The sequence below is a fragment of the Lysinibacillus sp. FSL M8-0134 genome (assembly GCF_038069745.1).
In the GTDB taxonomy this organism is placed as follows: domain Bacteria; phylum Bacillota; class Bacilli; order Bacillales_A; family Planococcaceae; genus Lysinibacillus; species Lysinibacillus irui.
In genome coordinates this window covers 138,489-160,853 of record NZ_JBBPAJ010000001.1, presented here as the reverse complement: position 1 = coordinate 160,853, position 22,365 = coordinate 138,489, and the positions used below count along the sequence as shown (strand labels likewise).

The following is a 22,365-nucleotide window of genomic DNA, read 5'->3' as shown; positions in this document are numbered from 1 at the left end:
TATGTTATTGCTCTTTTTATTATAGCTTACCTAGAGGAGCATATGATAAAATTCACCATCTTTTCAAAATTAAAAAAGTGTGGCACCTATCCACACTTTTAACCGTACTTTACTCTTTTTGATAAAGATGATGTTCTTTAATATAGTCGTAACATGCATTAGGCAAGAGGTATCTTGGTTCTCCCCGCATAGCAAATTCTTCTCGAATATAGGTAGAACTAATTTCCATCGCTAGCCCTTTATCGATTAGATGGAATCTACCATCATCATGATTCCTTAATATAGGAGAACGACTAATCGTGGACAGCATATCAATGCCATGTCTTGCCATTACAATAAATTTATTTTCTGCTACTAATGCGTCGCCTTTTTTCCACAGCCCTGCACCAATATCCACTAATAAATCAGCCCCCATGATAAAATGGACTTCATCATCTGGATGTTTTTCTCTAAAGTATTTCATCGTGTCATATGTGTAGATGTTCCAGCCTTCTTGGTCCATCTCATAGGAATCTGCAATAAAACGATCGTCCTTAGCAATAGCGAGCTGTAGCATATTCCAACGATGAATATCAGCGGTTTTTATCGTTTTATCTTTGCGTTTATTTGAGCATGGCAAAAAGATAACTTTATCTAATTTACAGCGGTGTGCGACCGTACTTGCTGTCCAAAGATGAACATTGGTAATAGGGTCAAAAGATGAACCATAAATACCTATCCTCGCCATTTTATCTACCTCCTGCTGTTTCCTTGTGAGATTTTTTCTTTAATTGTCTGTATGCTTTCCATTTTATTGTCCCAGCAAGCTTGACTTAAATCGACTGGATACTCTTCTGGATTCATTGTTCGTTTGTACTCACACCAGAGCAAACGTAAATTTTCCTTCGCATATGCTTGAATTTCTTGAAGAGTCGGTTCCTCATAAATCACTTTTCCCTTTTCGACAATACTTTCATGTAACTCTTTTGCTGAAAAATTCGTAACAAATTTACTAATATACGTATGAATAGGGTGGAACATTTTTAATCTTTCTTCTTGTTCTATGTTTTCTTCATCTAATGCAATATAGTCCCCTTCAGCATGACCATTCTCATTATTAATAATACGGTAAACACGTTTACGCCCTGGTGTAGTTACTTTCTCAGGATTTGCTGAAATTTTAATGGTGTCAACCATTTCTCCCCTCTCATCTTCAATAGAAACCAATTTGTATACTCCACCAAGAGCAGCTTGATCGTAGGCTGTAATTAGCTTTGTTCCGATGCCCCATGCATCGATTCGCGCACCTTGCGATTTTAAATGCATGATTGTATATTCGTCTAAATCATTCGAAGCCATAATTTTAGCTTCTGTAAACCCTGCTTCATCTAGCATTTTTCTTGCCTCTTTTGAAAGGTAGGCTAAATCGCCACTGTCTAAACGAATACCCACAAAATTAATCTGATCTCCAAGCTCCTTTGCCACACGAATAGCATTAGGAACGCCTGAACGTAGCGTGTCATAAGTATCTACTAAGAAAACGCAGTCTTTATGAGCTGCTGCATATTTTTTAAAAGCAGTATACTCATCTCGATAGGTTTGAATCATTGCATGGGCATGAGTTCCTGACACAGGAATACCGAACAATTTCCCCGCTCTCACATTACTTGTTGCAGAAAATCCACCTATATAAGCAGCCCGAGTACCCCAAATTGCAGCATCAAATTCATGTGCACGTCGAGTGCCGAACTCCATAACAATATCCTCATCTGTCACTTGCTTGATACGTGAAGCCTTTGTGGCGATGAGCGTTTGGTAGTTCACAATATTTAACAAAGGGGTTTCGATTAATTGGGCCTCTGCCAATGGTGCTTCAATTCGCAGGATAGGTTCATTGGCGAAGACAAGTTCACCCTCTTTCATTCCCTTTATGCTTCCTGTAAACTTAAGTTCCTGCAGATATTGAAGAAAATCCTCTGGATATTTCCCCTCTTCTCGTAAATATTGAATATCACTTTGGGAAAATCTAAAGTTATTAATAAAATCGATCACTTTTTTCAAACCAGCAAATACCGCATAGCCATTGCCAAATGGAAGTTTTCTAAAATATAGCTCAAAAACAGCTTTTCGTTGTTGAACACCATCTTGCCAATAAGCTTGAACCATATTAATTTGATATAAATCTGTGTGTAACATGAAGCTATCGTCTGCATATTTCATGTTTTCTCCTCCATCCCTTATTGTCAAATAATAGTGGCACCGAGCGTGTGCTCGAAATGCCCTAACGCCCACTCATGTCCTGCTTGGTTAAAGGAGGCAACAGCATCTTTATGAATGACAATATCGAACCCTTTATTATAAGCATCTACTGCTGTATGAAGAACACAGATATCTGTACAAACGCCGATTAAGTGAAGCTCAGTAATTCCTCTTTCACGTAATTTCAATTCTAAATCTGTTCCTGCAAAAGCAGAGTAGCGTGTTTTATCCATGTAATAGACGCAATCCTGCTCTTTATTTGCCTCATATAGTTGCTTTAATGCTCCATATAAATTTCTACCTTCTGTATTTCGAATATTATGTGGTGGGAATAGCTTTGTTTCTGGATGGTAGACATCCCCCTGTTCATGAACATCTATCGCAAAAACTGTAAAATCACCGTTCTTAATAAATTCCTTTGTTAATTCAACATTTGTATGTTCGAGTAACTGCCCAGGCTCTCCACAAGTAAGAGCTCCATCTGTCGCTACAAAATCCACTGTATAATCAATATTAATTAATGCACGTTTTTTCATCATCGTCTCATCACTCCACTTTATTAATTAGTAATATAAAAATTACAAATTACTTCATTTAAAACAATCAGGAAAGATGGCTCTTTCCTAATGATAGATGGACTCCACTATTTCAAAATCAGTGAATGTATAAAGTTGTGAAGGCCTAAATGAATTGCGTTTCGTTTTCTTCGGTTTACCTTCCTCATCTAACACTTTTTGGATAAAAGGTAATTTAGGTGCTTTTGTAAAAAATACTGAATCATTTGAAATTCGAGGATCTTCTCCAACTGTCAGGAGCACCCGCTGTAATTCAGATAAAGTAAACTCTTGTGGTAAAAAGTTTTTGGCAACTGTCGTTTGTATCATATCCCTTTTAATAAATTCCAACGCATCTGTAATAATTCTTCGATGATCGAAAGCTAACTGTAGCGAAAATACATTTTCTATATCAAATAACTGTACATCATCAGCATCATCATTAGCTTGGCGTTGCTCTATATATGTCTCAGGAACAATTGCATAAAACGCATTCGATATCATCCAACCACGTGGATCTCGATCGATTTCATCATAAACACCAAAATGTTGTACATGTAAACCTTCTACATTTGTTTCTTCTTTTAATTCTCTTCTAGCAGCGATATATGCTGTTTCCTTTTGAACAGCATCTACAAATCCTCCTGGAAGTGCCCATTTTCCCCCTTCAATATTCTGGTTTCCTTCAGCATCTTTTGCCGCACGCTTAATTAACATAATCTTCAGTGTCATTTGAGGAGGTGCTTTTTCTTCTATTTTCTCTGACGTAATTGTAAAAATAGCAATATCCGCTGTATACCCATCAGGTGTTTGATATTTTGAAGAATCATAATTCGCAAGCACTTCTTCTTCAGTATGAAATTTTTTCATTGAGTAACCCCTTCAATCAATAACAAGGTTTTAGTAATTTGTAATTCATGAATTACTATTTAAATTGATTATAATCTTTTACCAAAGTAATTGCAACCTATATATAAAAAAAGCATAAATAAAGCTTTCTAGCCTTATTTATGCCCATAATATTATTGATCTTTCAGCAGAATTCCATTTTGCACAACAACTTGACCATTTTTGATGACCGTATGTGTATGGTTCATACCGTAGAAGTATTGTAATTGCTTGTAATTAGCAACATCTAGAATCACAACGTCCGCTTTTTTGTCCGCTTCAAGGGACCCTATTTGTTCGCCCCGATTCAGTGCATAAGCCGCATTAATCGTTGTAGCTGTTAATACTTCCTCCAATGTCATACCCATATGCATACAAGCTAAATTCATAATAAATGGTAGACTCATTGTCGGAGATGATCCAGGATTAAAGTCCGTTGAGATTGCTACGGGCACCCCTTCATCAATCATTAGGCGTCCTCTTGCAAATGGTGCCCGTAAGAAGAATGCTGTTCCCGGTAGCAAGACAGCAATTGTACCTGCTTCAGCCATTTTTTTAATACCTTCATCCGATGCCACTAACAAATGCTCTGCCGAAATTGCCCCTACTTCCGCAGCAAGCTCTGCACCTTTATATGGCTCGATTTCATCAGCATGTATTTTCGGGGTTAAACCAAGTGCTTTCCCCGCTTCTAAAATTCGTTGAGATTGCTCTGGTGTGAATACACCTTTTTCACAAAATACATCATTAAATTCAGCTAGTTCTAGCTCGGCCACTTTAGGTAACATATCCTTGATGACGACATCAACAAATTCATCCTCACGACCTTTATAGTCTCGCGGTACTGCATGCGCTCCCATAAATGTACTCACGACATCAATGTCATGTGTAGCTTGTAATTGTTTTGCTACCTCCAGCTGCTTCTTTTCTGTTTCCCAATCCAAGCCATAGCCTGATTTCGCTTCAACTGTTGTCACACCATGCTTTAAAAATACATCTAAGTGTTGCATCGTTTTTTCATATAAATCTTCAATGCTAGTTTCCCGTGTACGTTTAGTTGTAGCGTGAATGCCACCACCAGCATTCATAATTTCCATGTAGGTAGAACCATTAAGTCGCATATTAAACTCTTGTTCACGAGTCCCACCATGTACTAAATGTGTATGACAATCAACTAACCCTGGCATAACTATCTTACCTGAAGCATCAATAGTCTCCGCATTCTTTACTAAATCAGGAAAGTCTACCTCTAGTTGATCCAAAGCTCCAACAGCAACAATATGATCTGCCTCAATAAGAACAGAGCCGTTTTCTACCACTGCAATTTCACGCATTTGTTCCTTCGTACGCGGACCTTGTATGTTACTTTTTAATGTAATCACTTCATTGGCATTCTTGATTAAAATGGTCACTTCACATCACCCTTTAACATTGGTATATGCACACCTTTGTTTTTCGCTGTATTAATAGCAATGTCATAGCCTGCATCTGCATGACGAACAACGCCCATCCCTGGATCTGAAACTAATACACGTGCAATTTTTTCTGCAGCAAGCTCAGATCCATCTGCTACTAGCACTTGGCCTGCATGTTGGGAATAACCCATTCCAACACCACCACCATGGTGTACACTTACCCAGCTTGCACCACTCGCTGTATTGACAAGAGCATTTAAAATTGGCCAATCGGATACTGCATCCGAACCATCCAACATTCCTTCTGTTTCACGGTTTGGCGATGCCACTGAACCTGAATCTAAATGATCACGGCCAAAGACAATTGGCGCTGATAATTCACCATTGGCAACCATTTCATTTACTTTTAATGCAAAACGGTGGCGATCACCATAGCCTAACCAGCAAATACGTGCAGGTAAGCCTTGCCATTTAACCATTTTTTGCGCCATATCAATCCAGTTAACAAGGCCTTCATCTTCAGCGAACATCTCTTTCGCAAGTGCATCTGTTTTATAAATATCCTCTGGGTCTCCTGAAAGAGCCGCCCAACGGAATGGACCCTTGCCTTCACAGAACAATGGACGAATATATGCTGGTACAAAGCCTGGGAAATCAAAGGCATTTGTTACACCCATCTCTTTAGCGTATGCACGAATGTTATTACCATAATCAAATACTTCAGCGCCCGCTTCTTGGAACTCTAGCATTGTCCGCACATGTTCTGCCATTGTTTCTTTCGCTTTTCGTTCATATGTTTTAACATCTGATTTACGCAGTTCTAGTGCTTCTTCAAATGTCATGCCGTTTGGTACATAGCCATTAATAGGGTCATGTGCAGATGTCTGATCTGTTACAAAGTCTGGAATAATCCCTCGATTTAGCAGTTCACGATTGACGTCTGCACAGTTACCAACAAGACCAATTGATGCAGGCTCTTTTTGGTCACGTAATTTATTCACTAAGGCAATTGCTTCGTCCACCGTTTCCACAATGTAATCACAGTAACCTTCTTTAATTTTACGTTCAATGCGTGCACGTTCTACTTCAACAACTAGAATTACAGCTCCTGCCATTTTTCCAGCTAATGGCTGTGCACCACTCATGCCACCCATACCACCTGTAAGGATGAATTTACCACGTAAATCCGCAGTGCCAAATACTTTTTTCCCTGCTTCAACAAACGATAAATAAGTACCTTGTAAAATACCTTGAGCACCAATATAAATCCAGCTTCCTGCAGTCATTTGACCATACATCATTAAATCTCTATCTTCTAATTCATAGAAATGATCCCAATTTGCCCATGCAGGAACAAGGTTTGAATTGGCAATTAATACACGTGGGGAATGCTCGTGTGTACGGAAAACAGCTACTGGCTTCCCAGATTGAATGAGCAATGTTTCATCATTTTCTAATTCTTTTAAAGAAGCAATAATTTGTTCATAGCTCTCCCAGTTACGGGCAGCCTTACCAATACCTCCATAAACAATCAGTTCATCCGGGTTTTCTGCAACCTCTGGGTCCAAATTGTTCATTAGCATACGCATAGCTGCTTCTTGTGTCCAACCCTTACATGTTAGTTCATTTCCACGTGGTGCACGAATTTCTGTTTTGAATACCATACAAAACACTCTCCTTTAAAATAGTAAAAATGCTATAGGTGTTACGATAATTAAAGTTAATACGACACGCTCAAACCAAATCAGTAAAATTTGACGCAACGTCAATGGAATTTCAGATGATAAAATTAGTGGAATAACGGCTGAGAAGAACAATATAGCCGAAATGGATACTACTGCTACAATAAATTTTGTTACGAGTGGTGCTTGTGTCACGACAAGTGCTGGTAAAAATACCTCTGCAAGCGATAAAGATAGTGCCTTGGCTGCTAAAAATGGCTCTGGAATTTGTAGTACGTAAGTGAAAGGTACAAAAATATAAGCTAACCAATCAAAAATAGGCGTGTACGTCGCAAGAACCAATCCAAGTAAACCTATTGATAGAATAGAAGGAATAACACCCATTGCCATAATGAAACCATCCTTCAAATTCATCCATAAAATTTTGGATAAAGGTGGGTTTTGCTCTACAGCCTCCATCGCTTGTCGCCAAGCTTCCTTAAAACGATCCTTCTTAACGATCTTTTCGGGCATAGGTGTCGAACCCTGGTAATATTCATCCTTCATTGAACGAAGTGGATATATACGAGCTGTTATGGCCGTGACCACAAATGTTACTACGAGCGATACCCAGAAGAATGCATTCCAATGCTGCATAATATCAAGCGTACTCGCAATGACTACCATAAACGTTGCCGATACAGTAGAGAAGCCGGTCGCAATAATAGCAGCTTCTTTCGCTGTATAACGCCCTTCCATATAGACACGGTTTGTTAGAAGTAAACCAACCGAATAACTACCCACGAATGAGGCAACAGCATCAACTGCTGACCGTCCAGGTGTTTTAAAGATTGGCTTCATAAACGGTTGCGTTAACACACCAATGTATTCAAGTAGCCCATAGCTTACAAGAAGTGCTAGAAATAATGAACCAATTGGAATCAGTACTCCTACAGGCTTAATAAGCTTCTCCATCAAATACGGTCCAATACTTTCGTTCGCTAGCCATCCCGGTGCTAAATTAAAAATTAATAAAATTCCTGCTACCATTCCACACACTTTAAAAATAGATAACACAATACTAACAATTGAGTTATTCCATTTTTTAGTTAAAAATGGAAGTAATGCTCCCCCTACGAGCATGATCAGAACATATGCAGTCACCAATAGTGGTACCTCTGCACGGATAAAGTTCACAATATGATCGATTAAGATTGTATCTTTGCCTCGCCATTCAAACGAAACAAAGAAACTGAATATTCCGACTAAACTGCATATAATCATTTTCAAAGCGGAGGAAGCTCGGAAAACCGAGTCTTGCCTCAGCTCTTGTTGTTGAAATTCCATCCAAGTCCCCCTCAGATATTATTTAGAAAGAGCTTTTAACTTTAATTTCTAACAAGTTTATTCAATTAATTTACACATATTCATTAACTAGATCATCACTTGCTAATAAATACTTAGCCAATGCTTCAATTTCATCACCGATTGGTTGATCTGCTAATAATGGTGGACAGAATTCACGCACTTTTTCTAAATACTTTCGAGTTGTTGGAGATAATTGCTCTTCCGCTTTATCTAAATGAATTGCCTGTGATGCACAAATCAACTCTATTGCTATAACACGAGCCGCATTGTGAACAATTTGACGTACTTGACGAGCCGAAGTTGTGCCCATACTCACATGATCCTCTTGGTTGCCTGATGTCGGAATAGAATCCACACTAGAGGGATGTGCCAAGACTTTATTTTCTGAGACAATGGAAGCCGCTGTATATTGTGCAATCATCAGTCCACATTCAATTCCAGGATTTGTCGCTAAAAATGGCGGTAAGCCTTCGTTAAGCTGTGGATTTACCATACGTTCTGTACGACGTTCTGAAATATTAGCCCATTCACTTACACCAATTTTCAAAAAGTCCATTGCTAAAGCAATCGGTTGACCATGGAAATGACCTCCCGACAATACTTCACCACTCTCTAATACAATCGGATTATCTGTCGTAGCATTCATTTCCGTTTGAACGCGGTTCTCTGCATAGAAAAATGACTGCCAAGATGCACCGTGTACTTGCGGAATACAGCGTAGCGAATACGCATCTTGCATGCGAATTTCCCCTTGCTTTGTTACACGTTTACTACCATCAAGCCACTTACGAATACGTCCACCAACCAGCTCTAATTCTGGATGTGGTCTTACAGCTAATAGCGCTGGATCAAATGCTGACGTAATGCCCTTCAATGCTTCTAGCGTCAAACTAGCCGCCATATCTGCTGCAAGTCCAATTCGTTCAGCTTCATTGACCGTTAAAACTCCAATACCTGTCATTGCTTGCGTACCGTTAACAAGTGCCAGACCCTCTTTCGCTTGTAGTCGAACTGGTGTTAATCCAGCTTGCTTTAACGCCTCGCTACCACTCATTTTTTCTCCGTTGAACTCTGCCTTACCTTCACCCACTAGTACTAATGCCAAATGGGATAATGGCGCTAAATCACCACTTGCTCCTACCGAACCTTGTGATGGAACAATTGGATGCACGCCTTTATTAATAAGATCTAATAACAGCTGGACGGTTTCTTCACGAATACCAGAAAATCCTCTAGCCAATGCATTAGCACGTAACACCATCATTGCGCGTACAACATCAGTTGGGAATGGTTCACCAACACCCGTTGCATCTGAACGTAGTAAATTCAACTGTAATAATTCAATATCTTCTTCTTCAATTTTTATATTGCTGAGTTTTCCAAACCCTGTATTTACACCATAAATCGTTTGCCCTTCTGCTAAACGTTTTTCGATACGCTCTCTACTTAAACGAATTCGTTCTAAACTATCTGCAGAAAGTGCTACAGTTGCTTGCCCCTTTACGATTTCCTCAACTTGTTGTCTTGTTAATGTATTGCCATCAAGCTCGATGATCGAATTCACATGACATCCTCCTATTCCCTTATGTAACTATGTAAATCAATTACGCCTCGGCATCATAGCCGTTGACGCTTAGCTTTTACGTAGAAAAACAATGCGTCCAGATTTTCTCGAAATTGCTCAAAAAGCTCCTCTTCAAAATCTGCGAAATCCACTGGGGGGATTTATTTCATCGTAATAGTTAAAACATCAGCATTAAAACACTTTTAAGCGTTTTCATTGCAAAAATCGATGTTGCTGATAGTTGTTCAATTACTCTATTTACATTGTACTAACTACCTTTTTCAGAATATAGAGAATTTTAAAAGAGAAAACAAGACTTTTTTCAGATTCTTATGTTATTTTTATTAATATAATCGTAATTTTATATGAAACTAGAATATTTTAAGGAGGATTGATGGTATGAAGCTGTTATTAATTGATCGTGACCCAACCGAATTAGCAGGCATAAAATGGTTTTTACATACATATTTTCCTGGAGATGTTTTTATTGAAATGTGTACAAGTATTTCAGAAGTGACTCAAAGTATTCGACAATTTGAACCAGATGCGATTCTTTTAAATATCGATTTATTTCCTAATAATCGCTTAAACGCTCTTTATCGAGATTTACAAAAACTATCCGGTGCCATTCTAGCAATGACGACAGAACCCCTATTTAAAAATGCATTAAAAGCAATTGATTTACAGGTTGCCCATCTTTTTGTGAAACCAATTGACTTAGAACTATTAAAGCAAAAACTCGCTGCCATTTCTCTTCGCACACCAAAAATTACAGATTATGCACAAGAGGCGACAAATGATTCCTTTTATTATCAATTATTTTTAGATAACAAATCTAGCTCTATTGAACCTACTTTGCATTTTACAATGATTGAACCCGAGCATCACGAGACATTTAATAAGCTCTACACTTGGCTCCAACAAACTCCAATTCATTTCCATATGAAAACATATCCTCTATCCAATAAAATCGTATGTCTTTTTGACACAGACGATATAAAAATGGTGGAGAAGGATGTTCGAACGTTAATGAAGGAATGGCGTTTGATTAGTAATAGTTCTTTAAATATCGGGATATATGATGGAACACCTACAACCATTAAAAATATGTATGCATTAACAAAGCGTGCACTACATCAAAGTTTTTACGAAGGCTTTGGTCATATTTTTTATGCCAGCAAACAATTTGAAACACAGCCCTTTGATCCATTACTAACACCAGAGGAGCAACAATTATTAATAAGTAGTTTGGAAGATGGAAACTTAGAGGCTGTTAAAACTTTTTTATATCGACTTTCTAATGAGGGAATCTATTATGAACAAGATGATTTACGTATTCATCTGACAAGTGTCTTAGCACAAATCCGGCGCTTTATGTTGAAATATAAATTACATGAAAAAGCTGTTATTGAACAAAACTATCGTCAGCTATTTCACATCATTATCGAGCATCCTATTTTTTATACTATTCTCAACAGCATCATTTCTTTTACACAAACTTTAATCGAGTTAGCAAGAGAAGCCCGGATGGAGAAAAGAGCCGATTATGTTGAACTAGCTTTAGAAATAATTGATCAACACTTTAAAGATAGTGCATTATCTCTACCCTTTGTTGCTCATAAGCTCGGAATTAGTCCTAATTATTTAAGTACGATTTTCTCTAAGAAGCAAGGCCTGCCATTTAAGCGCTATTTACAGCAAGTTAGAATTCATCATGCTACAAAAATGCTACTAGAAACAGATTTTGCAATTAGTGAGATTGCTCATTTAAATGGATTCGATGATCCAAATTATTTCATTAAAATCTTTAAACAACAAACTGGTATTACGCCAAACCGATATAGAAAAAAATAAAAGTTTGTTTAAAATAGTTTTCAATTAGCTCACTTTATTTTCAATAAAGATATTTTTAACGCAGTCATTTCTCTTTATTACTTTACAAATTGAGATTAGCTTAGCAAAATTCAAGTGAAAAACTATGTATATTACTTCTGTATAGCGCATATATTTATAGTTTATACTTAAATATATAAATTCTTTAACGATAATTATTATAATGTACTAGCAATTCTATTTTATATTTGTTATAGTTATAGATGAAGAGTTTGACTCACATTTTTTTCAGGAGGTAAACTAATATGACAAACGCAAATGATCGTAGCCGTCGTTTTACAACAGCAGGTGGCGCTCCAGTAGTAAGTAACCATGACTCTATGTCAGCAGGTCCACGTGGCCCTCTTTTACTTCAAGATGTATGGTTAGTTGAAAAATTAGCAAATTTCAACCGTGAAGTAATTCCTGAGCGTCGTATGCACGCAAAAGGTTCAGGTGCATTTGGTACTTTTACTGTAACGCATGATATTACTCAATATACAAAAGCTAAAATCTTCTCAGAGATTGGCAAAAAAACAGAAATGTTCGCACGTTTCTCTACAGTTGCAGGTGAACGTGGTGCGGCAGATGCTGAGCGCGATATCCGTGGCTTTGCTCTTAAATTCTATACAGAAGAAGGTAACTGGGATTTAGTAGGTAATAATACACCTGTATTCTTCTTCCGCGACCCATTACACTTCACAGATTTAAACCACGTGGTAAAACGTGACCCACGTACAAATATGAAAAACGCTAATTCTAACTGGGATTTCTGGACTTCATTACCAGAAGCACTTCACCAAGTGACAATCGTAATGTCTGACCGTGGTATTCCAGCTGGTTACCGCAATATGCATGGTTTTGGTTCTCATACGTATAGCTTTATCAATGCTGATAATGAACGTGTTTGGGTTAAATTCCACTTCCGTACAGAGCAAGGCATTAAAAACTTAACTGGCGCTGAAGCTAATGACATCATTGGTCAAGACCGCGAATCTTCACAACGTGATTTATATGAAGCAATCGAAAAAGGCGATTTCCCTAAATGGAAAATGTACATTCAGGTAATGACTGAAGAGCAAGCTCGCGAGCTACCATACAACCCATTTGATTTAACAAAGGTATGGTATAAAAAAGACTTCCCATTAATTCCAGTGGGTGAGTTTGAGTTAAACAAAAACCCGGACAACTATTTTGCAGAAGTTGAACAAGCTGCATTTGCACCGTCTAATATTGTTCCTGGTATTAGCTTCTCACCAGATAAAATGTTACAAGGTCGTATCTTTGCATATGCAGATGCACAGCGTTATCGTCTCGGTGTTAACCACTATATGCTTCCTGTTAACGCACCGAAATGTCCATTCCGCACTTTCCACCGTGATGGTGCAATGCGTTTTGATGGCAACCTTGGTTCAACACTAGGTTATGAACCAAATAGCTATGGTGAATGGGAGCATAACTTAGACTATAAAGAGCCTGAATTACGTATCGATGGTCATGCAGGTATTCACGACTTCCGTGAAGACGACAACAATTACTTTGAACAACCAGGTAAACTATTCCGACTTATGACGGCAGAAGAGCAACAACGTCTATTTGAAAATACGGCAAATGATATGGCTTCTGTTGAAGAATTCATCAAGCGCCGTCACATCCTTCACTGCTATTTAGCAGATCCAGCATATGGTGAAGGTGTAGCAAAAGCAATGGGTCTTTCATTAGAAGGTATGGATCTTACAAACCCATATGTAAAACAACCAACAAACGTTTAATATTCCACTTATTATTGATATCCAAATCCAATTTTTACTCCATGTGAATTTTTCACTCACATGGAGTTTTTTAATCACAAAAGGCTTGTGTCGATACTACAACACAAGCCTTTTTACATTATTGATAAATCTGACTACCCGCTTTTTTAAATTCCTCTGCCTTTTCCTTCATACCTCGATGGATCGCTTCTGTCGTATTCAAGTCTTTTTCTTTAGCATAATTTCGAATATCTTGTGAAATTCGCATACTACAGAACTTAGGACCACACATAGAGCAAAAGTGTGCTGTTTTTGCTCCTTCTGCTGGCAAAGTCTCATCATGATACTCCACCGCTCTTTCTGGATCGAGAGATAGATTGAATTGATCACGCCAGCGGAATTCAAAACGTGCTTTTGATAGTGCATCATCTCGGCGTTGTGCACCAGGATGCCCCTTCGCTAAATCTGCCGCATGTGCCGCTATTTTATACGTAATTACTCCCACTCGAACATCCTCGCGATTAGGTAATCCAAGGTGCTCCTTTGGTGTCACATAGCAGAGCATTGCTGTCCCAAACCAGCCAATCATCGCTGCCCCAATAGCCGATGTAATGTGGTCATAGCCTGGAGCAATATCCGTTGTAAGTGGACCTAACGTATAAAAAGGCGCCTCCTTACAAACTTCTAATTGCTTGTCCATGTTTTCTTTAATCAGATGCATCGGTACATGACCTGGCCCCTCCACCATCACTTGAACATCATGTTTCCACGCAATCTGTGTTAGTTCACCTAGTGTTTCAAGCTCTGCAAATTGGGCTTCATCATTGGCGTCTGCAATTGAACCTGGACGTAGGCCATCACCTAAAGAAAAAGCAACATCATAAGTCTTCATAATTTCACAGATTTCCTCAAAATGAGTATAAAGGAAATTCTCTTGATGATGATATAAACACCACTGTGCCATAATAGAACCACCACGAGATACAATTCCCGTTACACGATTAGCTGTAAGGGGAACATAGCGTAATAGTACACCTGCATGAATCGTGAAATAATCTACACCCTGCTCGGCTTGCTCAATAAGCGTATCACGGTAAACTTCCCACGTTAAATCCTCTGCTACGCCATTTACCTTTTCCAATGCTTGATAAATTGGCACTGTCCCCACTGGTACCGCTGCATTTCGAATAATCCATTCTCTCGTTGTATGAATATGCTTACCTGTTGAAAGATCCATAATATTATCAGCACCCCAGCGTGTTGCCCATGTCATTTTTTCAACCTCTTCTGCTATAGAAGACGATACCGCGGAATTCCCAATATTGGCATTGATTTTCACATGGAAGTTACGACCGATGATCATTGGCTCCGCCTCTGGATGATTAATATTAGAAGGCATAATAGCGCGCCCAGCTGCAATTTCAGATCGGACAAATTCTGGATCCATATTTTCACGTATCGCTACAAACTCCATTTCAGGTGTAATAATCCCCTGTCTTGCATAATGCAGCTGCGTTACATTTCTCCCTTTTTTTGCTCGTAAAGGCTTTCTTGCCAATTCAGGAAAGACATTTTCATGATTACGCGGATCATCTGCACGACGAAAACCATTATCCTCCGGTTTTATAGAGCGGCCCTCATATGCTTCTACATCTCCTCGCTCTTGAATCCATCCACTTCGTAAGGCAGGTAAACCTTTTGTAATATCTACTTGATAAGATGGATCTGTATAGGGACCACTCGTATCATATACTCGAATAGGGGCGTTTTCTTCATTTCCAAAGCTTCCTGTTGTCGGACTTAATGCAATTTCTCGCATTGGTACTAAAATATCCGGACGGGAACCTTCAACATACACCTTTTTGCTTCCTTCAAAGCTAGACATAATCGTAATGTTCTTTTCACTAATTGCTGACATGAGCTACTTCTCTCCCTTAAATGTTTTTTGTTACAAGGACCGGATCTAGCTCACCCTAACAAATAAATAAAGGCCGAATCCAAAATAATTATTTGGATCCGGCCACGAATGTAAAGGTTGAAATTGCATACACATACTATGCAATAGTTTCTTAACTTTCCCACGCTGGTATGAGCCAGATCAGGTCCAAAGGGTCAAGAAACCTCTAAGCGTTTCCCTCTCAGCCTGACTCATCAGACTCCCCTAGTTAATACTATTTAGTTTGATGCTAGTGTAGCAGATATTACTATGAGATGGAAGTTTTCCATTCATTATTTTTTAATATTCTATTGATTAAGCAAATAATACGTCCGCAAGATAAATCACTATTGTTACCGTTATACAGCTGACAATAGTTGAAAATAAAACAGTTTGGGCAGCTGTTGCCGATTCCACATCGTATTCCAATGCTAGACTAGAGCTATTGCGGGATGTCGGGAAAGCACTGGCTATAAATAGTGATTGAGCGACAACTCCATCTAACCCCAATAAAAAAATAATGGCTAAAGCTACGGCTGGTCCGACAATTAAACGTGTGAAGCAGCTGACGAAAACCGTTTTATTAAACATAGATTTGATTTCAAGCTGCGATAATTGCGCACCTAACGTGATTAGTGCCACAGCAATAAAGCCATCTGCTACATGGTCTATTGGTATTTTAATAAACTGTGGAATACCGATATTAAAATAGTTCATGGCTACACCAATAATCAACGCATGAATGATGGGCATTTTAAAAAAATCTTTAATAATCGTCATTCCTGATTTGGTAGAGGAAATTAAATTATACAAACCATATGTATAAGTTGTCATATTTTGAAAGATTACAAGGATGACCTGAATCGCTACACCAATAGGTTGTGTTACAAAAATCATTTGAGCTACCGGAATGCCATAGTTCCCAGAGTTAATGAGCACAACACTATTTTTAAAAACTGCTGCCTCTGTTTTAACTAAACCAAGCCACTTCGCAAAAAGGTGACTGAGTAGCATTTGGCTCCCAATAAAAAGCACAATAAACAATCCGACCTCTGCCAGTACAGACAGCTCTACACTCGTCTCATATAAATTTACAAAAACAGCTGCTGGCATAAAGCAATATGTAATAAGCTGAGACAACGCTTTTAAATTAAAGCGAAATCTCTTTTGTAAGATAGCACCTACTATAAGTAACACTAAAATAGGTGCAACAATTTGAAAGAAAATCATTCCGAGATACATCATTTCGATGACCCCCTTCCCTTCTTTTATAGTAGTGCCGAATTTCTACTAGGTCAATGTCTCTTCCAATAAAAAAAGACTGCCTATTTGTTTAGGCAGCCCTTCATTTTACGCTAATTTAAAACGATTCACGACTTCTTGCAGTTCATTGGAAATATCGTTCATATTTTGTATAGACTCGGCTACTTTTTGTAACTCTGCTTGTTGATCCATTGCAGATGCACTTACTTGTTCAGCTGAGGCAGCCGTTTCCTCTGAAATTGCTGATATGCTTTGGATGGCCATAATCGCTTGATTTTTATGCTCTAACATACTCGATAGCTTACTCATTAATTCACTAATAGAGGCTGCAATTGAACGTGACAAATCACTGTTATCTTTAAATGCCAGTTGTGTACTTTGTACGGATTCATTTTGAGATTGCATTAAATCCGCATTAGATGCAATGACAGCAACTGTTTGCTGTGAATTTTCAAGGATGCTTTCTACTGTATTCTTAATAATTTCTGTTTCACTTTTAGATTGCTCGGCTAACTTTCTTACTTCCTCTGCAACGACAGCAAATCCTTTACCATGTTCACCAGCACGTGCTGCCTCAATACTTGCATTTAAAGCTAATAGATTAGTTTGCTCAGTAATGCTTTGGATCGAAGCAATGATATGATTAATATTCGCAATGTGAGAGGCTAATGATTCGATTTGTTGTTGAATACGACCGTTCATCTCATTTGTCTCTATATTACGTTCACGTAAGCTTTCAACCTCGTACAATCCCTTTTCTGTTGTTTCGTTCGTTTTATGAGAGAGTTCATCCATTTCATTAGAAAGAGCTGTAATGGCATCAATCTGTTCAGATAAATCCATGATTCGATAATTCGTTTCTTCCGTATCCTCAGATTGCTTCGATGCGCCTTGTGCAATTTCATTGATGGCAACAGACACCTCTTGACTAGACGCTACAATTTCATTAAAGGCCTCATGTACTTGATTGGACGATTGGTTTAATAATGTAGTAGAGTTCAATACGGTTTGAATCGCACCATTGGTTTTATCTAGCATATTATTGTAAGCTAATGCAACTGCCCCAATTTCATCAGCCTTAATATACTTCTCATCCACCTTTTGGGTTAAATCTCCCTCTGCTGCCGTTTCGATAGATGTACGTAAAAACTTGAGTGGCTTTAGCTGTTTATAGATGAATAACACACTTGCAGCTGTCATTAAAATTACCATAATAATGGAGGCAATAATCGTAAATACGAATACGTGATTATATGTCTCTAGTATTTTTGATTCGGGTAACACGACTTGAACTGTCCATGTTTCATCAATATCCTCTAATATCATTGGAGCAAAGACATTATAAGCCCTTTCCTTTAGCTGATTAGAATCAATGTACATATTTGTTAGCTCGCCATTTTCCATTGTCTTACTTATACTTTTCCAAGTCGGATCCTCTTGCATATTGCGACCATCTAGCTCTTTACCAAAGCTATTGGCTGTCAGTATACCTTTATTCGTAATAATGGCTGCGTAACCACCTTCTGGTGCAACCGATTCTGTTAGTTCATTTAAAAAATCTATAGAAACATCTGCTGTCAGTACACCAAAGAATGAACCAGAAGCATTGACTAATGGCACCGAAATGGTTGTCATTAAAACGGTTTGTCCGTTTACATTATAATCATACGGTTCAGTCAAAACTGCGCGTCCCTCTTCTTTTGGTATCCAATACCATTCAGAAACACTTTTATCATCGACACCTTCAATAAGAGCTGTCGTAATGTCATTACCATTTTTACTTAAATAAGGGCCAAATCGATTTTTGGAATCCACTAAAGTAGCTTCATCATTCGGCTTCAGCATAATAGAATTTTGCTCAAAGACAGCTCCAACCCCAAGTAAATCATCGTTATTAGCTAAATTACTTTTCATCATGTCTAGGATGCCCTGAGCTGATAATGTATTATTTTTCTCCATGCTTTCAATAATGCGCTTTGTCGTATGTAATGTTGTATTGGCTTTCTTAAAACGCTCACTCATAATAGCTGCTGAAGATTCAGCCGTTTGCAATGTTCCATGCTCTGCGTCTTCAACACTTTGTTTTTTTATAATAATGCCCGTGGTCACTGTATAGGATAAAAATAATACTAAAAATAATCCTATAATTAAGGAAGATAGTTTTAATGCAATACCCCTCGATTTTTTCACCACTAACACCCCTTTTTTATAATAATGATAAAGGATGGAAGATAGTATCACAATAAAATATTTATCGAATAAAGTAGAAATTTTACATAATAATAGAGAGAAATACCGGTATTTCGCCAATAACTCATTTTACAAAGGAAAGGACTTATGACTTATTTGAATAGAGCTTCATAGTATAACATCCTCCCCCGATTCTAAATTATAGAAAAATATGATATATTAACTAATAAATAACCTGATTGGAGTGACTTACATGAAAAATAAAGCGCTATCAACATTAATGGCCACGGCTATTACAGCGACGCTAGTAATACCAGTGTCTTCCGCAAGTGCCGCTACACCTTTAAACCAAGTAAATTCCTATGAAACTCAAGTAGCAGCAACAAAAAAAGTCATTGGTGAATCTGTGACTATCCGAAATCTAACAAAAGATACGGTCATCACATCAAACGGTACATTTAGAGTCCATAAAGATTTAAAATCTCTTTTTCAAACTTCTAACAAAACAGCTTTAACAAACGCCCGAGCTACTATTGTCGTAAAAAACGGCCAAATTACGGACGTTACAGCTTTAACATTAAACAAAGCAGGGACAAGCAAAAAATCTGTCTATTTCGACGGTGGTGACGCAGATATCTCTGGAGACCTCACTGTAAATGCAGACTATGTAAAGATTCAAGACGTTAGTGTTGATGGTCAGTTGATCATTACAAACAGAGTAAAAAAGGCCATAACGCTCGATGAAGTCGAAGTGGGTGATACAATTACGCTAAAACCAATTGTCACAAAAAAGGTAAATTGGTTATATGTAACGTTAAGAGATATGAAATCAGCTGATATTAATTTAGCGCGTACTAAAGTTAATGTATCTTCTGATCAAACACTTTCAAAAGTGGATGTAGTAGGGAAAGTTACTTCTTTTGAGGTAATGTCTAATGTAGAAAAACTTACAATTAATGTAGACAAAGATTTCAACCTGTACGGTGAAGGAAAAATTGATCAAATCGTTGTAAAAGGCGGTACTAAAGTAGCGTTAGATTCAGGACATCAAGTAGGGAACGTACAAGTAGACAATAAAAATGTTTCGGTTACTCTTCCTATTATAGATAAAAAAGAGCTTAATACACTACTAGCATCACCACCGTATGTACATGTATCTGTAAACGGCTATGATATTTTAACAACAGACAAATGGACAACACAGGCTGAGCGAAACGCATTTGATTCAGCAGTAGCAAGCGCAAGAGCTGTAGCAAACAACAACAGTGCCTCCCAAGAACAAGTGAAAAATGCCATCAGTCAATACAAAAATGCCCTAGCTGTTTATCAAGCTGCTCAAAAAAGCGGAACAAAATATGGCTATGGCGATAAAGCTTCACTACAATCTTTAATCAATTCTGTTCAATACGTTACGGTTTCTTGGGATGGCTCGAATGTGCCATATAATACCCCATGGACTACACAAACAGAAAGAAACGCAATAGAGTCTGCTGTATCATCGGCTCAATCAGTTGTTAATAATTATTATGCAACTCAAACGGATATAGCTAATGCTATCAATAATTTAAACAATGCTATTTGGACTTATAAGAGTGCTCATAAGTATGGGAATAATGGGTATGTGGATAAAACTAATTTACAAACACTCATTGCAACTGCTAATAACAGCAAAGTATTGACTTCTTCATATGATGGGTATGATATTCATCACTCCCAGCAGTGGACAATCCCATCTGATTTGCTATATTTACAAAGTTATATTGACCTAGCACAATCAGTTATTAACAGTTATAACCCAACTCAAAGTGAAGTTACAAATGCTTATGATAATCTTTTCAACGCAATTAACAATTACAACTATGCTAAGAAGGATGGTTTACAATACTAACAGAAAGGACTCTGCTTAATACAGAGTCCTTTCCCATGTTTAAAATATACTAGTTAAAAGCATCCACCTGCGACGTATTAGCCTTTTTCCACCTCTAATACCATTCCTCAATTTCCTCACTTGGCTCCACTGCCAAATGCTCCTGAAGGGCCTTTTTTAATAGCCAGTATAGCTCCTCAACAGCAGCTCCGTTATTTAATAGATCATATAGCTTCATCAAGGTGAAATAGTTTTCCTCCTCATCAGAAAACAATAATTGAACTTTTTCCTGCACCTTTATGACAGCAAGATAATTTTCATTTTTTATGTAAAACTCACTTAACTGATGGGCATAGTGTAACCACAGACGTCTTAAGCGTTCTCTTTCACCTTCTGCCCTTAAATAATCACAATCACCTAAATAATCACCGGTGTACATTTGGAAAACCTTTTCGTGCTCATCCACTGTTGTTTGTTCGATTGGCGGCAATGTCTTGAAGTTAGAGAGCCACTGTTCTACATTTACGGCAACATTTTCTACCAATAATTTATAGCCAGAATTCAGTAATGGTCTAGAAATTTGTACGCCCTTCTAGCCTGTGGTTTGATTTCTAAATCAGAATTAGTCTTTCTATCTACTAAATAAACCAAGAAAAACTAGGCTCGCAAAGAAACCTAGTCTTTCTTGGTTTGTTTAAGGATTAAGACATTTGACAAGATTACATAAATTAGCTTACTACATTGTTCTGAACAATTCCTGAACAACCGATTTCACTCAGTTAAGTCAGCCACTACCTCAGTTATCTTTGAAAGTTGTGCGACTTTTATTTTCTTCTCCGCTACTTTTGCTTCCGTTTTGCTTATAAATTTTCCGGCCTTAATTCTCCATTTGTCATTTAATTGTTCAATATAGGCATTCCAGCCAAAGCGGTACTTTAACACATCATGCGCATTTTCAGCTGCTTGTTGAGTTTCATATAGGCCTGTTACGACAAAATACTTCGTAGTAGCATTTACGGCATTTCTCTTCCTCACAGTACCGTGCGAAGCATTTCTAACCATAGAAATAAACTGCATCCATTTTACTCGCTCTTCCCGCATTTTTCTAGGGCAATTTTTGCTGTTGAAATAATGATGCTGTACTACGTTGTTAATTGTAATGTTTTCTTCTTTCATGATCCTTGCAACTATAACAGCTGTATTATTCACAGCCTGTAAATAATCTCCGTCTGAATTGACACAGATGTTTACTTGGATACTTTGTAAATTGCCTTTAGCTGATCCTGCTCCAACACATGCATATTCAAACGCAAACGACTGAACCGCTTCTTTATCGTCCACTGTTAAGTGCCAGCTAGCTTCCCTATAATGACCATTATATTGTAAACGGGCGTATGCATCCGCATCGGCCCCAGATTTCTCATTATCCGTTTCATGAATAATAATATATTTTTTTGTATTTTGTTTTCCATAAGTCACTTTAGCTGCCTGTGTTTCTGGAACTAAATACTGACGCCATACTACCATTATGATGTACCATCCTTTTTGTTCATTACCTGCCAAACTATTGTGATTCCTATAGTCACTCTTCTTTTATTGCTTCTAGCTTACGTTAATAAACTGAACAGTTTCTGAACAAATTGTGCTAAAAATAAAAAACGACCAGGCAATAAGATGCCTAGTCACTTTTGATAATTGCACGTGTGATCCTCACAAAAATAACACTATAAATTTATAACACCATTCTCAACATTTTCTGGACATTAGATGTTCACTTGAGTGCATTTTAGGGTTATCC

The 22,365-nt window shown here is 37.8% G+C and carries 16 protein-coding genes and 1 riboswitch; of the genes, 3 read left to right on the top strand and 13 right to left on the bottom strand.

The features are described 5' to 3' along the window. Positions 1 to 109 precede the first annotated feature (109 nt). The 8 genes from nadD to hutH all read right to left on the bottom strand — a co-directional run bounded on the left by nadD (position 110) and on the right by hutH (position 9,688). Positions 110 to 727 carry a nicotinate-nucleotide adenylyltransferase gene (nadD, locus tag MKY49_RS00795; protein ID WP_341385397.1) on the bottom strand — a complete coding sequence of 206 codons (618 nt, stop codon included), beginning with the start codon at positions 725 to 727 and terminating at the stop codon, positions 110 to 112. Positions 728 to 732: 5 nt separating this feature from the next. Further along, positions 733 to 2,199 carry a nicotinate phosphoribosyltransferase gene (locus tag MKY49_RS00790; RefSeq protein ID WP_341385396.1) on the bottom strand — a complete coding sequence of 489 codons (1,467 nt, stop codon included), beginning with the start codon at positions 2,197 to 2,199 and terminating at the stop codon, positions 733 to 735. Positions 2,200 to 2,222: 23 nt separating this feature from the next. Next, positions 2,223 to 2,777 carry a cysteine hydrolase family protein gene (locus MKY49_RS00785; RefSeq protein WP_274795270.1) on the bottom strand — a complete coding sequence of 185 codons (555 nt, stop codon included), beginning with the start codon at positions 2,775 to 2,777 and terminating at the stop codon, positions 2,223 to 2,225. An 84-nt stretch (positions 2,778 to 2,861) separates the two neighbouring features. Continuing rightward, positions 2,862 to 3,662: an NUDIX domain-containing protein gene (locus tag MKY49_RS00780; RefSeq protein WP_274795269.1), complete on the bottom strand. Its 801-nt coding sequence runs from the start codon at positions 3,660 to 3,662 to the stop codon at positions 2,862 to 2,864. A 152-nt stretch (positions 3,663 to 3,814) separates the two neighbouring features. Further along, positions 3,815 to 5,092 carry an imidazolonepropionase gene (gene hutI / locus MKY49_RS00775; RefSeq protein ID WP_312507216.1) on the bottom strand — a complete coding sequence of 426 codons (1,278 nt, stop codon included), beginning with the start codon at positions 5,090 to 5,092 and terminating at the stop codon, positions 3,815 to 3,817. Beyond that, positions 5,089 to 6,759: a urocanate hydratase gene (gene hutU / locus MKY49_RS00770; protein WP_274795267.1), complete on the bottom strand. Its 1,671-nt coding sequence runs from the start codon at positions 6,757 to 6,759 to the stop codon at positions 5,089 to 5,091. The genes hutI and hutU overlap by 4 nt, the downstream gene beginning before the upstream one ends. A gap of 15 nt (positions 6,760 to 6,774) precedes the next feature. Continuing rightward, positions 6,775 to 8,103, bottom strand: coding sequence for a YjiH family protein (locus MKY49_RS00765; protein WP_341385395.1), 1,329 nt, complete (start codon positions 8,101 to 8,103; stop codon positions 6,775 to 6,777). Positions 8,104 to 8,173: 70 nt separating this feature from the next. Further along, positions 8,174 to 9,688 (bottom strand): histidine ammonia-lyase, encoded by a 1,515-nt coding sequence (hutH, locus tag MKY49_RS00760; RefSeq protein WP_341385394.1) that lies wholly within the window; start codon positions 9,686 to 9,688, stop codon positions 8,174 to 8,176. Positions 9,689 to 10,087: 399 nt separating this feature from the next. On the opposite strand from hutH, the gene MKY49_RS00755 reads away from it, so the two are divergent. Both MKY49_RS00755 and MKY49_RS00750 read left to right on the top strand, forming a co-directional pair. Continuing rightward, positions 10,088 to 11,542, top strand: coding sequence for a helix-turn-helix domain-containing protein (locus MKY49_RS00755; RefSeq protein WP_274795264.1), 1,455 nt, complete (start codon positions 10,088 to 10,090; stop codon positions 11,540 to 11,542). Between the two features lie 284 nt (positions 11,543 to 11,826). Next, positions 11,827 to 13,332 (top strand): catalase, encoded by a 1,506-nt coding sequence (locus MKY49_RS00750; protein ID WP_274795263.1) that lies wholly within the window; start codon positions 11,827 to 11,829, stop codon positions 13,330 to 13,332. A 118-nt stretch (positions 13,333 to 13,450) separates the two neighbouring features. Here MKY49_RS00750 and thiC read toward each other — a convergent pair whose 3' ends face one another. The 3 genes from thiC to MKY49_RS00735 form a co-directional block, all read right to left on the bottom strand. Continuing rightward, positions 13,451 to 15,229, bottom strand: coding sequence for a phosphomethylpyrimidine synthase ThiC (thiC, locus tag MKY49_RS00745; protein WP_274795262.1), 1,779 nt, complete (start codon positions 15,227 to 15,229; stop codon positions 13,451 to 13,453). 140 nt (positions 15,230 to 15,369) lie between these two features. After that, positions 15,370 to 15,484: riboswitch (TPP riboswitch) on the bottom strand. Between the two features lie 78 nt (positions 15,485 to 15,562). Then, complete coding sequence (locus MKY49_RS00740) at positions 15,563 to 16,492, bottom strand: AEC family transporter (protein ID WP_274795261.1); 930 nt, start codon at positions 16,490 to 16,492, stop codon at positions 15,563 to 15,565. Positions 16,493 to 16,597: 105 nt separating this feature from the next. Further along, the gene (locus MKY49_RS00735; protein ID WP_274795260.1) at positions 16,598 to 18,700 is read right to left on the bottom strand and encodes a methyl-accepting chemotaxis protein; all 2,103 of its coding nucleotides are present in this window, start codon (positions 18,698 to 18,700) and stop codon (positions 16,598 to 16,600) included. Between the two features lie 253 nt (positions 18,701 to 18,953). On the opposite strand from MKY49_RS00735, the gene MKY49_RS00730 reads away from it, so the two are divergent. Continuing rightward, on the top strand, positions 18,954 to 20,588 hold the full coding sequence (locus MKY49_RS00730; RefSeq protein ID WP_341385393.1) for an S-layer protein: 1,635 nt from the start codon (positions 18,954 to 18,956) through the stop codon (positions 20,586 to 20,588). Positions 20,589 to 20,682: 94 nt separating this feature from the next. On the opposite strand, the gene MKY49_RS00725 is transcribed toward MKY49_RS00730, so the two are convergent. Both MKY49_RS00725 and MKY49_RS00720 read right to left on the bottom strand, forming a co-directional pair. Next, positions 20,683 to 21,111, bottom strand: a complete 429-nt coding sequence (locus MKY49_RS00725; RefSeq protein ID WP_341385392.1) for a bacterial transcriptional activator domain-containing protein — start codon at positions 21,109 to 21,111, stop codon at positions 20,683 to 20,685. A gap of 227 nt (positions 21,112 to 21,338) precedes the next feature. Beyond that, positions 21,339 to 22,094 (bottom strand): peptidoglycan recognition protein family protein, encoded by a 756-nt coding sequence (locus MKY49_RS00720; RefSeq protein ID WP_341385391.1) that lies wholly within the window; start codon positions 22,092 to 22,094, stop codon positions 21,339 to 21,341. Positions 22,095 to 22,365: the final 271 nt, after the last annotated feature.